The organism is Elusimicrobiota bacterium, assembly GCA_041658405.1.
GTDB lineage: Bacteria > Elusimicrobiota > UBA5214 > JBBAAG01 > JBBAAG01 > JBBAAG01.
Genome location: JBBAAG010000007.1, coordinates 59,619 through 73,667 on the forward strand (window position 1 = coordinate 59,619; position 14,049 = coordinate 73,667).

Annotated in this window: 14 protein-coding genes; 13 read left to right on the top strand and 1 reads right to left on the bottom strand. The window is 41.4% G+C overall.

Annotated elements, in window-relative coordinates:
• Window positions 1–6 precede the first annotated feature (6 nt).
• From murB to nadC, 11 genes are all read left to right on the top strand, one after another.
• Window positions 7–918, top strand: a complete 912-nt coding sequence (gene murB, locus WC955_02590; GenBank protein MFA5857933.1) for a UDP-N-acetylmuramate dehydrogenase — start codon at window positions 7–9, stop codon at window positions 916–918.
• Window positions 908–1,843, top strand: a complete 936-nt coding sequence (locus WC955_02595) for a D-alanine--D-alanine ligase (protein MFA5857934.1) — start codon at window positions 908–910, stop codon at window positions 1,841–1,843. The genes murB and WC955_02595 overlap by 11 nt, the downstream gene beginning before the upstream one ends.
• 28 nt (window positions 1,844–1,871) lie before the next feature.
• Window positions 1,872–2,714, top strand: a complete 843-nt coding sequence (locus WC955_02600; GenBank protein MFA5857935.1) for a hypothetical protein — start codon at window positions 1,872–1,874, stop codon at window positions 2,712–2,714.
• A gap of 24 nt (window positions 2,715–2,738) precedes the next feature.
• The gene (locus tag WC955_02605) at window positions 2,739–3,962 is read left to right on the top strand and encodes a glycosyltransferase family 39 protein (GenBank protein MFA5857936.1); all 1,224 of its coding nucleotides are present in this window, start codon (window positions 2,739–2,741) and stop codon (window positions 3,960–3,962) included.
• Window positions 3,963–5,045: a glycosyltransferase gene (locus tag WC955_02610; GenBank protein ID MFA5857937.1), complete on the top strand. Its 1,083-nt coding sequence runs from the start codon at window positions 3,963–3,965 to the stop codon at window positions 5,043–5,045. It begins immediately after the preceding gene.
• A gap of 15 nt (window positions 5,046–5,060) precedes the next feature.
• Window positions 5,061–5,762, top strand: a complete 702-nt coding sequence (locus WC955_02615; GenBank protein ID MFA5857938.1) for a glycosyltransferase family 2 protein — start codon at window positions 5,061–5,063, stop codon at window positions 5,760–5,762.
• A gap of 26 nt (window positions 5,763–5,788) precedes the next feature.
• Window positions 5,789–6,913, top strand: coding sequence for a DegT/DnrJ/EryC1/StrS family aminotransferase (locus WC955_02620; GenBank protein MFA5857939.1), 1,125 nt, complete (start codon window positions 5,789–5,791; stop codon window positions 6,911–6,913).
• Window positions 6,914–6,942: 29 nt separating this feature from the next.
• Entirely contained in the window at window positions 6,943–7,755 is an 813-nt protein-coding gene (locus WC955_02625) for a M55 family metallopeptidase (protein MFA5857940.1), read from the top strand.
• Entirely contained in the window at window positions 7,752–10,085 is a 2,334-nt protein-coding gene (locus tag WC955_02630; protein MFA5857941.1) for a beta-galactosidase trimerization domain-containing protein, read from the top strand. The genes WC955_02625 and WC955_02630 overlap by 4 nt, the downstream gene beginning before the upstream one ends.
• Window positions 10,086–10,197: 112 nt before the next feature.
• The gene (locus tag WC955_02635; protein MFA5857942.1) at window positions 10,198–11,322 is read left to right on the top strand and encodes a Gfo/Idh/MocA family oxidoreductase; all 1,125 of its coding nucleotides are present in this window, start codon (window positions 10,198–10,200) and stop codon (window positions 11,320–11,322) included.
• 14 nt (window positions 11,323–11,336) lie between these two features.
• Entirely contained in the window at window positions 11,337–12,245 is a 909-nt protein-coding gene (gene nadC, locus WC955_02640) for a carboxylating nicotinate-nucleotide diphosphorylase (protein ID MFA5857943.1), read from the top strand.
• Here the strand turns inward: nadC and WC955_02645 are convergent.
• Window positions 12,242–12,877, bottom strand: a complete 636-nt coding sequence (locus tag WC955_02645) for a LysE family transporter (protein MFA5857944.1) — start codon at window positions 12,875–12,877, stop codon at window positions 12,242–12,244. The genes nadC and WC955_02645 overlap by 4 nt on opposite strands.
• Before the next feature lie 73 nt (window positions 12,878–12,950).
• Between WC955_02645 and WC955_02650 the strand changes: the two genes are divergently transcribed.
• Both WC955_02650 and WC955_02655 read left to right on the top strand, forming a co-directional pair.
• The gene (locus WC955_02650) at window positions 12,951–13,706 is read left to right on the top strand and encodes a biotin--[acetyl-CoA-carboxylase] ligase (protein MFA5857945.1); all 756 of its coding nucleotides are present in this window, start codon (window positions 12,951–12,953) and stop codon (window positions 13,704–13,706) included.
• The coding region (locus tag WC955_02655) for a redox-sensing transcriptional repressor Rex (GenBank protein MFA5857946.1) at window positions 13,696–14,049 on the top strand (354 nt) is incomplete at its 3' end. The genes WC955_02650 and WC955_02655, both read left to right, overlap by 11 nt.

Genomic DNA, 14,049 nt, shown 5'->3' on the forward strand with positions numbered 1-14,049 from the left:
GTTAATATGAATTTTCGTGAAGAAATAGTTAAAATCAATGATTGCGTGAAGTTCGATGAACCGATGTCGAAACATACAACGTTTCGTATAGGCGGCCCGGCGGATGTATATATACAAATAAACTCCAGGGATGAATTGCGGACAGTGTGCAGTCTTTGCGATGAGCATAACGTTCCGGTATTAATTTTGGGTGCAGGGTCTAACCTTCTGGTATCCGATGCAGGAATTGAAGGGGTGGTTGTTAAGCTCAGCGGAGAGTTTAAACGTATATCTTATGACAAAACAAAAATTTATACCGGTGCGGCGGTGTATCTTCAGCTGTTAGTGCATCAGTTGATAGAACAAAGCCTTACAGGATTTGAGTTCATTGCAGGAATTCCCGGAACCGTTGGTGGCGCTGTGATAATGAATGCAGGGGTTAAGGATAGAAGTATTAGTGATGTTGTTGAAACTATAGAATATCAAACACCCGAGGGTGAATCTAAAACCGTTAAATCTGAGGAGGCAGGGTTTGGGTACCGGAAAAGCGGGTTTCCTAGGGGCGCGATTATTACTACTGCAGTGTTTAAGTTGAAAAAAGGGAAGAAAGAGGATATTGAAACTAAAGTACATGAAATTATTTCTTCGCGGATGGATAAGCAGCCATGGCAGGCGCATAATGCAGGGAGTATATTCAAAAACCCGGAGAATGATTATGCCGGAAGGATTATAGAAAAATTGGGATACAAAGGTAAATGTTTTGGCGGGGCGGGTGTATCAGAAAAACATGCGAATTTTATTGTTAATAAAGGAAATGCATCAGCGATGGATGTAAGGAAGTTGATACGCGAAATTCAGACAAAAGCTAAGGATGAGTTAGGTATATTACTGGAACTTGAGATCAAAATTGTAGGAAGGGATATCGAAGTTGAAAATTAATACCGGTAAAAACAAGGTCGGGAAGATTGGTGTGCTTTATGGAGGATGGTCAACGGAACGAGAGGTGTCGCTGGTATCCGGGAAAGCTGTCTTCACAGCAGTAAAAGAGTTGGGGTATAACGCTGAACTTATAGATTTTCGTCGTGATTGGTGGAAAACCAGGCTGGATTTATCAAAGTACGGGTTTATATTCAATATTTTGCATGGAACCAATGGCGAGGATGGAAAACTTCAGGGATTACTTGATCTTCTCGGGGTAAAGTATTCCGGATGCGGTGCGTTAGCGTCTGCACTTGCGATGGATAAAGTTAAGGCAAAACAGGTTTTTGTCTCACAGGGGATTCCTACTCCGGAGTATCAGGTGATATGCTGTACAGGACGTTCAAACAAAGTTGAAGTATTGCCTTTTCCTGTAGTTGTAAAACCTGTGAGTGAAGGTTCAGCTGTTGGAATTAGTGTCGTAAAAAAACGTAAGGATTTCAATGCCGCTGTTTTAGCAGCTGCAAAGTATAACGGGGAAGCGTTGGTTGAGAAGTATATTCCCGGGTATGAACTGACGGTTGGGATAGTTGGAGATAAAGTTTTGCCGGTAGTTGAAATATTACCGAAAAATGAGTTCTATGATTATGAATCAAAATATGCGGTCGGCGGGTCAAGGCATGTAGTCCCCGCAAAGATTCCTCATGGTGCTACGGTTGAGGTTCAGCGTATCGCGTATGCCGCGCATAAAGCGCTTGGGTGTGAAGTAGTAAGCCGTGTTGATGTGCGGTTGACACCTTCACTAAAACCTTATGTTCTTGAGGTGAACACAATTCCCGGGATGACACCCACATCGTTATTGCCGGATGCCGCGCGTGCGGCAGGGTTCGGGTTTAATAACTTAGTGGATACAATTATTAAGTTGTCACTGGATAAGTATAGATAAAATATTTTTGGGGTAGGGATATGTAAAAGTGTTTAGAAAAAAAAGAAGGAATTATCTTAAATCTCATAATTTAACAAAGAAACGTAATTACCGTATACCTTTTAATCAAAGGGTGAAATCGCGTCAAACGAAGTACACGGCAAGGAAAATGTTTACTTTAGCACTGGTTTTTACGGGGATAGTTTTGGTGGTGTACGGTATAGTGAGTGGATTGAATTATTTAACAACGTCTAAGATTTTTAGAATAACTAAGTGGGAGATCAGCGGTGAGGGTATAACGCAAAGTATTAGAAATGGGATTGTGAAGGAGCTGAGATTGATAAACTTGCAGGTTGATAATAATATCTTCAAGTACCCATATAAAAATGTTGAACGGCAAATACTTGCTGGATGTTCAATGGTTGAGAAGGTTAAGATTGTTAGTTATTTACCTGAAAAAGTCGTTATCAACGCTATACCGCGCGTACCGCTGGCGTGGTTTGATTATAAGGGCAGTATTAAGGCTGTTGATACATATGCAAAGGTGTTTGATGCGGAGAATATTGAAGGGTTACCGAAGATTGTTAGTATAACAGGCCTGCATAAGACAGTGGGTTATCTGACACTACTAAAGGCATCGTATCCCGGGCTCTATAAAAACATTGTTACTATCGGCTGTGACAATAATGAATGGATAAAATTTGTTATTCCCGGGAATCTGGAAATATACTGGGGTGAGTTTGATAAAAGAAAAGATAATAACGGTATAATCGCGGGTAAAGTTGCGGCGTTAAATGCCGTAACTGCTGAGGTGGGGAATAAGAAGGATAGTAATTCTCGTTTACTGATTGATTGCAGGTATTACCCTGCAGGCGGGATTGTGGTGAAGTAGTAGGATATGGGGTCAATAATATATATGAGTAATTTAGTGGAAGATAGAAAAGTTTGGTTAGAAAAGTACGGGCTTGCTGTTATTATAGCAGTTGCGCTGGTGATACGCTTGGTGTTTATTTTGGCCTATCAAAAACCAATGGAGCCGGATGCTGAACATTATTTTAGTCTTGCAAATAGTATGTTAAACGGGACGGGTATGGGCGGTAATATTACGCGCCCGCCGGTGTATGTGTTTTTTCTCGCTGCAGTACTGTTTTTGTTTGGGAAAAATGTTATTGCTGTAAAGGTTGTGCAGGTAATGGTCAGTGTTATGGCGGTATTTCTTACATACCTTATTGCGCAGAAGTTGAGTAAGGATAGATGGCTGAAATTAATTGCTGCAGGGATTGTTGCTCTGGACCCGTATATCATATTTTACACAGGTGAGTTATTAACGGAAACGTTGTTTATAACATTATTGATGCTCACGCTATATTTGTTATGTAGTTTTACTGTTAGTGAACGTCAGCGTGTGAGGGATGCTGTGGTTATCGGGTTAGTTATTGGTATAACAATGATGACACGGCCGGTAATTCTTGGGTTTATCATATTTGTCGTTGGGATTGGGTATGTATTGAAAATATATTCTTTACACAGGTTAGGAGTTTTTGGTGTACTATTTCTGGTGTTACTATTGACATTAATGCCATATGCATTACGGAATTATAAACTTACCGGCAAAATGTTGTTTACCAATATTCAAGCTGGATGGACGATGTATGAAGGATTGGATCCTGACTTCCAGGATTGGGATAAGCATACTGCTTGGCAGGTGGCAATGAGGGTTGAGTCAAAAGATATGGATACCTTAGCGAATGACAAGTTTTTCCGGAATAAGTCTTTGAGGTATATTAAAGAGCATCCCGGAGAATTTTTGGTGCTGTGTCTCCGTAAACTTTATAAGTATTGGAGATTATACCCGTACTATCCGCAGTCACAGTTGTATAAATTTATAGGTTATGTGTTCACTTTGCCATTGTATGTTTTAGCGGTTATAGGCGCGTATTATTTCTTTAAAGAACAAAAACGCGGGTTTTTTGTATTGTCATCATTAGTAGTTTATTATTGTTTAACAGCAATACTGTTCTGGACGCAAATACGTTACCGTGTACCGTTGCAGCCAGTGTTATCCATATTTGCCGCAGCGGGAATTGTTGGTGTTGCTGGGAAGTTAAGTAATAAAAATGCGGGTACAGGAAATATATAAATGATGTTACCACGGGTTTTTCATTTAATTACTAGTTTGAAAGTCGGGGGGACTGAACGTTTTGTTCAATCAGTAATTAATGGGTTAAAAGATAAGTATGAGTTCTCAGTCGGGTATATAAAAGAGCGCGGGTTAGTGGCAGATGAACTTGAGAACGCGGGTATACGGATAATACATCTGCCGGGGTTAAACGCTATCTACAAACATTTAAAAGAAAATAAGTATGAGGTTATGCATACCCATCTTTACCGCGCAAATATTTATGGCCGTATTGCCGGTAAACTTGTGGGTGTGCCTATCATAATATCAAGCCAGAGGGCGATTGATGCATGGAAGAAATGGTACCACGTGTTTCTAGACTGTTTTACATCCCAATGGTGTAAACGGGTGGTAGCTAATTCAGAAGCCACAAAACTGTTGTTATCTTCAAGGGAACGTATAAGTGACAAAAAAGTAGTGGTGGTACATAATGGTATTGATTTGAATTATTATAATAACAAAAACGGTGATACTGTAAAAACGGGTATCACGCCGGGAAATAAGGTTGTTCTCTGTGTTCTCAGGTTGCATAAAGAAAAAGGTGCGGATTTATTGCCTAAGATATTTAAGGGAATCACTGCGGTGCATCCTGATACAAAGTTTGTTGTGGTTGGGGATGGCCCGGAAGTGGTTAAGATAAAAGCAGAAATTAAATTATTGGGGATCGGTGAAAACGTTGTCTTTGCAGGTGAACAAAAGGATGTGCGTCCATATTACTCCATAGCAGATATTTTGTTGTTGCCTTCACGTGAAGAAAGTTTTCCACAGGTTGTGCTTGAAGCGTTTGCGTATAGTGTCCCAGTGATCGCGTCAGATGTTGGCGGAGTTAAGGAAATTGTGAAAGATGGGGTTAATGGGTATACGGTTGAACCGGGAAACATAACGGTATTGGTTGAGAAGACTGTACAGTTGTTAACCGATGATAAGGTTCGTGAAAAAATGGCGGGGAATGCTCTGGGTGATGTAAAACAGTTTGATATAAAATTAATGTGGCAAAAAATTGATAATATATATTCTGAGTTGATAAATAAAGTGGAATTATAAGGAGTGAATAGTGTTGTGGGTTCAAAGATATTATCGATAATCATACCGGCATACAATGAAGAAAATACGATTGCGCAAACGCTGAAGAAGGTTTTGGAAGTTGACCTCAAGGAATTGAGTGTTGAAAAAGAAATTATTGTAGTCGATGACGGGTCGAAGGATAATACTTATGGAATTATTAAGGATATACCGGGTATTAAAGTTGTTAAGAAAGAAAATAACGGGGGTAAAGGTACAGCGATTGTTGAGGGGTTAAGGAACGTTACAGGTGAAATTGTTCTTATACAGGACGCTGATCTTGAATATGATCCCGGGGATTATCCGGCATTAATTACACCTATACTTGATGGGAAAGCGGATATTGTTTATGGGTCAAGGTTTATGAGTAAAAAACGGCCGGAGAATATGAAACTAAAGTTTTATCTTGGCAACCGAGTTCTCGCGGGGTTAACAAATTTATTGTACGGTAGCGCAATAACGGATGAAGCAACTTGTTACAAAGTCTTCCGTACGAAACTGCTTAAACAATTGAAGTTGGAATGCCGGCAATTTGAGTTCTGCCCGGAAGTTACTGCCAAACTATTAAAAAAAGGGTATAAAATACACGAAGTTCCTGTTACCTATTTTGGGCGTAGCGTAGAGGAAGGGAAGAAAATTGGGTGGAAAGACGGTGTACAGGCGGTACAGACACTGTTGAAGTACAGGTTTAAGGATTAGGTGTAAAAGAATACGGAGTAGATATTATGGAAGTAAAGCTTTTAGATTTAAAGCGTACAGAAAAAGAGGTTGAGGATAAAATAGTCGCGGCGGTTACTAAAATTATTCGTGAAAAACGTTTTATTCTTGGTTCGGAAGTTAAGGAATTTGAAAAACATTTTGCTGAATATTCCGGGGTAAAACATGCGTTAGCAGTTGCGTCGGGTACTGCGGGGATACATATTGGCCTGTTGGCAGCGGGAGTGAAACCCGGGGATGCTGTAGTTACAACGCCGTTTACTTTTACTGCAACAGGTGAATGTGTAGTGCATACAACAGAAAACCTAAGGTTTGTGGATATCGACCCGGAAACGTGTTGTTTGGATATCGATAAACTTGAAACCTTATGTAAAAAACAAAAGGTTGATTATGTGATGCCGGTACATCTGTATGGCCACCCGGTTGATATGGATAAACTTCTTAAACTGCAAATAAAGTATAACTTCAAAATTGTTGAAGATTGTGCACAGGCGCATGGTGCGCAGTGTTTGGTGAATAATGAATGGCGGAATACCGGGACACTGGGTTCTGTTGCGGCATATAGTTTTTATCCAACCAAAAACTTGGGTGCATACGGTGATGCCGGGATGGTGGTTACGGATGATGATGAAATATACGAGAAACTATTGTTGTTATTCAACCACGGAAGGACTATGCATTATGAACATCAGTTGCTGGGGTATAATTACCGTATGGATACTATTCAGGCAGCTGTGCTGGATATTAAGTTGACTCAGATGCCGAAATGGATGGAAGAAAGGTATAAATTAGCTGGACGGTATAATAATGAGTTACAGGGAATTGAAGAACTTCAGTTGATAGGGCAGCGCACATGGGCAAAAACTGTGTATCATCAGTATGTATTGCGTACAAAAAAACGTGATGCGTTACTGGCATATTTAAAGTCTAAGAATATCGGTGTTGCAGTGCATTACCCTATGCCTTTGCATCTTCAGAAAGCGTATAAGTTTCTCGGATATAAACCCGGTGATATGCCTGTGGCTGAACAAATGGCAGGTGAGGTTTTGTCTTTACCATTGTTTCCTGGCTTAACATCTGATGAACAAGGATACGTTATTAGTGAAGTAAAAAGTTTTTTTGCGTGTAAATAATGTCTATTTAACGGAGGAGGAAATTGATCATGAAAATTTACATTCTCACGGATATCGAAGGAGTGTCTGGCGTTGTGCAGCAACGGCAGCAGGGTTTAAGCGGTGATGGTGACGGGTTTTACCAGCGCGCAAGGCAGTGGTTAACTATGGAAATTAATGCTGCGGTTGACGGTGCAAAAGCTGCTGGGGCGGATAAGATTATAGTCATTGACGGGCATGGGCATAATGGCGGGTATAATGTTGTATTTGAAAACCTTAGCGAGAACGCGGATTACGTTGTTGGAACGCCCTGGGATAAGTATCCTCCGGTAATGGATAAGAGTTTTGACCTCCTGTTCCAGGTTGGTGCGCATGCGATGGCGGGGACCAGTCCCGCGGTGCTTGAGCATACAATGTCATCAGCTGCGGTTTTAAATTATTGGATCAACGGTAAACGCGTAGGTGAGTTGGGCTTGCTTTCAATGATCGCAAGTGATTACGGTATTCCCACGGGATTAGTTACCGGTGATTACTACATGTGTGTAGAAGCAAAGAAGTTGTTGGGGAATAACCTGTTTGCAGTAGCGACAAAAAAAGCGTTATCGCGTACCAGCGCAGTGTGTTATCCGTTAAGCAAAAATTTGCGTGAGATAAAAAAAGCTGCGGGTGACGCTGTGAAAAACGCTGAATTGTTTAAATTGTTGAAGGTAAAACGGCCGGTGGAGTTAAGGATAGATTTTCTGCGGACTGATATGGTTAGACGGTACCAGGACAAGCCGCACTGCAAAATTGTTGATAACAGGACACTGGTGATAAAAGCAGGGAATATGATTGAAGTTGTTAATATTTGGAGGAACGCGTGAAGAAGGTAGTTCTTTTATTAACGATAATATTAGGCTCGGTTTCGTTATCACTCGCCGGGATGGCGGAGTATAACCCGCAGGATCCGGTATACAAAAATATTACAGCGCCATTTCTCTGGGAAGCTGATACGTCGTTTAGTGCTGGGCTCGGGACAACTACTGCATTGGGTATACTCGATAACTTGCAGCAGCACGGGGTGAACCTGATATGGGTACAAGTAGAACACTACGGTAGCGGGGAGGTGTATTACAAAAAAACTGCGTTGACTGGGTTGACGTGCAGATATGGTAAAACACCTGGTGATGTATGGGAAAAAATCGACCCGTTTGAATGGTTGGTCGATGAATGCCATCGCCGCGGGATGAAGATTATGGTTAAACTGCACGGAAGTAATCATGCGTTATGGGATGCAAACGAATCCTGGCGTAAACGCGGGCCTGATGGGCAGGAAGTGTGGTGGGCAAGTACGTTGTCAAGTACCGGTGTGGTGACACATACAACAAAACTAAAAAATTTTTGTTGTAACGCGCCTTACTGGGAAACCGTGTTTTTTAAGATGGAAGAAGAGCTTCTGCGTAATTATAATATCGACGGGGTTTATCTTGATACATGCCAGGCGGAGTTTACTGAACCGTTCACGTGTTACTGCCAGTATTGTAAGGCTCGGTTCAAACGTGAAACCGGGAAAGATCTGCCAAAACAAACTGTATTAAGAGAAAATTGGGATAAAAATCCGGATACCAAGCTATGGGCGATAAAACGTGTGGAATGGGTGAACCAAATATGGGAAAGGTTTGGTACATTAGCGAGAAGTATTAAGCCTGATACTGCGGTGATGCTTAACCTCGGAGGGGAGTATACTGGATACTCAACTGCACTGGACAGGCGGTATTCATCAGCGTATGTTACCCACGCGACACCGGAGCCGGTTAATACGCCGAGAGTGTATGCTGTGCGGTATGCGTCAAGAGAAAAGAAGGCTGGGTTGCCTGCCCGTACGCATTTTGAAATTTCGAGGGATACACTGAATGTGAGTTATGACACGTATGGCAGTGGCGCGTTTATTTCGAAGATGATGATTGCGGATGCAGATGGTAAACCTGCAGCACAGATTAGCCGTGACTGGTTTACTACAGGAGAAAACGGGCTTGGGCCGATTGAGATTGAGGTTGGGACTATAGAATCGAATATTGCAGGCGGGGCAAAAGGGTTCATGTTTTTTGGGTATTTGGCAGCCTACTATGTGCGTAATCGTATAAGTACAAGCACATGGATGAATGATGAGTATATAAAGTATCTGCAAGGAATGGATAAAGGGTTAAGAAAAGAGTATCTCGCAAATAGCGTTCCCGCGTATGAAGTCGGGATTTTATGGGATCGTGAGACGGATTTTTGGATGAATGATTACTGGAACAGGTTCGCCGTCAAAGGCGGGGTGTATTGCGGCCTTCAGCATGTTAACAGCACACCAACAGGAGTAATCGGGACGAGCCAGGCAAAAGGGAAACATTTTTCTGAAGGCGGGTATAATCTTAAACCGCGTAATCTCCAGGGATACAAAGTCGTTATTGCACCGCAGTGGTTGACAATATCCGGGAATGATGCGCAGGTAATGCAAAAGTATGTACTTGACGGAGGGAATCTCATTCTTATGGGACCGTTATGCGAATACGATGATTACCTCATAAAACCGGCGGTGATAGTGAATACCCGAAAATATTTTGGTATTTCAGTGAACAACGAAGTTAAATCTTCGACGGGGAGTGTGTTGGTTCCAAATATTCAAAAGTATCCATTCCATCCTGTGTTCAGGGGTTTATCAGGGGAAGGGTTTAGTTACGGTGCAGATGTTAATACTTATGAGTTTCAGGTGAGTAATAACAACGAAATTCTTGCATATGAACAAAATGACGGGAAAACAGTTCCTGCAGTGGTGGCTTATCCCATGGGTAAGGGGCGGATTGTGTATATCAACGCAGTCGAAGGAAAAAAGTTTAGTCCTGAGATGCATAGGTTTGTTTTTAATACTGTTAATTGGTTGATGGATAATAAACCCCCGGTTATTGTTGAAGGAACAACACCGGAGTCAGTGATTAACTTTACAGAGAACAAGATAACTGGGGAGAAGTTTGTGCATATCATGACTGTTGATAATAACCCAAAAGTAACGGTTAAGGTGCGGTTGGATGGGCGGCAGAACATTAAGGCCGCACAGGTGTGTTTGTATGGTAGTGACGAGGTTAAAACTGTACCGTTAACAATAGAAAACGGGTACGGGGTTGTTACGTTCGAAAATATAAGGCCGTATTATTTGATTGTTAAAATTTAGGTTTTAAGGTTTAAGGTTTGAGATTTTGGTAAAAAAATATTGTATATTGTAATTAATTGTAATCAAGAGTGTTTTTTATGTTTTAAATGTAATTAGAAGGAGGGGAAGTTAAATGGCGGATAAAATTGTAAGGTTTGGAATCATAGGTTGCGGGGTTATCTCAAGTTTTCATGCGAAAGCTATAAAAGCTAATGTGGGGAAAGCTGAACTAGTGGCGGTATGCGATGAAATTGAAGAAAAAGCAAAAAAACTTGCTGCAGATTTTGGTGTTAATAAAGTGTTTACTGATTATCGCAAGATGATTGAAGATAAAGAAGTTGATGCGGTATGCGTGTGTACTCCCAGCGGGTTGCATCTGGAACCTGCTGTATTCGCAGCGGAGCACGGAAAAAATATTATGTGCGAAAAACCTATTGAGATAACGCTTGAACGCACAGATATGATGCTTAATGCATGTAAAAAAAACGGAACCCGGCTTGGTTGCATATTCCAGCGTCGTACGTGGGATTTAAACAAAAAAATTAAGGAAACAATTGATTCCGGTGTGTTAGGGAAAATGTTGATGGGCGACGCGTATCTTAAGTATTTCAGGTCAAGAGATTATTATAAAAGCGCAGGCTGGCGCGGGACTTGGGAACTTGATGGTGGTGGTGCGTTGATGAATCAGGGAATACACGGGATTGATCTTATACAGTGGTTAATGGGCGGTGTGGATTCTGTCACTGCAATGTGTGAAACAAAAGCGAGAGATATTCAGGTTGAAGACACAGCAATCGCAATGATTAAGTATAAAAACGGTGCTATGGGTGTCATACAGGGTACAACTTCTATTTATCCCGGGGAAAACAGTGTGTTTGCGGTACACGGGGATAAAGGTAGTATTATAACTGAAGAACGGAAAGTGAAACGTTGGGCGATTGAAGTGCCAAATGATGAGAAACGCGCTAAGGAAAAAGAGAATGAGAAAAATATGATAGAATCCGGTGGTGCAGACGCCGGGACCGGGATGTCATCTGATCCGAAAGCTATTGGGTTTGAAGGGCATGCGAAACAAATCGGTGATTTATGCGATGCGATTAACGCGCCGCGTGATCCGTATATAACCGGCGACGAAGGAAGAAAAGCGTTGGAGGTTATACTCGCAATTTATGAATCAGCAAGAACCGGGAGTACTGTGAAACTGCCGTTAAAGAAGTCGCCTGACATGAAAAAAGCCGGCGGGTTTAAAAAAGGGTGATTTCATAGGGAATAATGGTTAAACAAAACTTTCCTTCATATGAGCAGGTGCGGGGAGTGATTGAATCCGCGTTGCAGGAAGATTTTGCAGTGAAAGATATCACCACGGGCTTGTTTTCCGGGACACACAGAATTGTCCATGCAAAACTTGTTGCAAAACAGGAGGGTGTTATCGCCGGTATGGCTGTTGTGCCATTGATTCTAAAGACATTACGCAGGTATGCTGCTGCGGATAATATACTTAATAAATGTGGGAAAGAAACGGTTGTATGTTATGTTCGTGACGGAAAACGTGTAGCATCCAGGAAGTGTATTGGTGAAATTATTGCGCCGTTCGGGATAGTTCTTTCTGTTGAACGTACGATACTGAACTTTTTGCAGCAGTTGTCGGGAATCGCGACACTTACCAGGTTATACGTAGATGCGCTGGGTAAGGTTAATAAAAAGGCTAAGGTGTATGATACACGGAAAACTACGCCGGGGATGCGTGTGCTTGAGAAGTACGCGGTTACCTGCGGAGGTGGGAATAATCATAGGTTTCATCTTGCGGACCAGGTTTTGATCAAGGATAATCATTGGGAACTATTACCCTGCGAGGGGTTTGAGAAGGTGAAAAACAGAGTGTTTGGCCTGCGGAAGAAAAAAAAGGTTAAAGTAGAGATTGAAGTGGATAAGTTCAGCGAGTTACAAAAAGTGTTGGAGTTCAGGCCTGATATTATTATGCTTGATAACATGGATATCCATACAGTAAAACGTGCGGTTACAATCATTAGAAGGTTTGATAAAAAAATTGAGATTGAACTATCCGGGAATATTAACCTAAAAAGAATATCGGTATTCAGAGGGTTGGATATTGACCGTGTTTCTATAGGAAGAATAACTCATTCCGCTCCGGCAATGGATATTAGTTTGGATATTGTTTAGTATCCTGCTAAAAAAGTTGTTAATCCAAAATATAGTGCAAAGATGATTAGTGCCGCTGCACAGCCGCCAATCAGGGTTTTATATAGAGTTAATGATAAAAAATTACGGCTTTTGCTTATAGTGAACGAAATAAACCAGTATACCGCGAGGTCAGCAAGTTCGTGCCCAATGAAAAATGCTAGTAATCCAAAAATACCGGCGTGTTGCGCAGAGATAACTAATCCTATCCCGATACTAAACCACCATATTGTCCAATACGGGTTTGACAGGCTCATCAGTATTCCGTTTAGGATAAGGTTTTTGCCGGAGGATGGGGTTTTGTCTTTAAGAAAATCTAGGGTCAGTCCGGGAATTGAGTAAAGCATCATAGCTCCGAGGATAAACAAGAACACGGATCCTGTAATAGAAATTGTTGTAATAACAAAAGGTGTATTGATAAACTTTGAGAATCCGAGAATAATTATTGTTATCATCACGATTTCAAGTAACGCGTGGCCTAAAACGAATAATGGGCCGGTTTTTGAGCCGTGTTTTGTGGAATCGTTGATCACCGCGGTCATTAACGGGCCAGGGACTAGTGCTCCGCTGAACGCTATCATAAACGACATAGTAAATAATGTAAGTATATCCATAACAAAAGAATTCTAACTTTATAACAGAAGTAATGCAATTGAAAAAGTGGGGAAATTGGTATAATAATATGATATGAAAATTATTTTAGTTGAGTATAAAAGCGTGGCATCAACTCAGGATGTTGCGCGTATACTTGTTGAAAAACATGGGTTTGGTGAAGGAACTGTTGTGGTTGCAGAAAAGCAAACACGGGGACGGGGGCGAATAAAACGCCGGTGGTCGTCCTGTCCCGGAGGTATTTGGATGACGGTTGTACTTAAACCCTGTATTAGTCCGCACAGGTTAGCCGGGTTGAGTTTGGTAGTGTCTTTAGCATTAATGAAGGCTATAAAATCATTTACTGGGATAGATACAAAACTTAAATGGCCAAATGATGTTATGATAAAAAACAGCAGCGGAGAGTTTAAGAAGTTAGCGGGTGTATTAGTGGAAACTGTGTTGTCCAGGGATAAAGTTAAAAATGTATATATAGGGATCGGGGTTAATGTGTTTAATAAAATCCCGGAGGTGCTTAACAAGAGTGCTGTGTGCCTAGTGGCTTACAATAAAGTTTGTATGAACAAACGTGCGGTGTTCTTACGAGAACTCAGAACCGGGATTATTAAGGTTGTCAACCGGGATTATCTTTCGCTTAAGTCAAAAGGGTTTAAATATTATATGCATAAATGCAACCGTGTATTGGCATATAGAAATAGGTTAGTGAATGTTACTATTGGCGAAAAAAAAGTGCAATGCAGGGTTATGAGGATAGATACGGATGCCGGATTGGTGGTAAAAACAGGTGGGAGGTCTGAGAAAGTGGTTGCGGGTGAAATTTGTGAAATCTAAGATTGATTTGGGTAAGCGTATACCAAAATCTGTTATCCCGAGATTATCGTTTTACTACAGGATACTTGTTGAGTTCAAGGAAAAGTATTTGTCTTCCGTACAGCTCGCGCGGAGGGCTGGTTTTACTGATGCGCAGGTACGGCGTGACCTTGCTTACTTTGGGCAGTTCGGTACAAGAGGTAAGGGGTATGATGTTGATGCGTTAAAACAGGCATTATCGGAAATTTTGGGGATTGACCGTACATGGTCGGTTGGCGTGATTGGAGTGGGTAATCTTGGGACCGCGTTTATTAAGTACCGTGGATTCGGGAAACAGGGGTTTAATATTGTTGCAGGGTTTGAT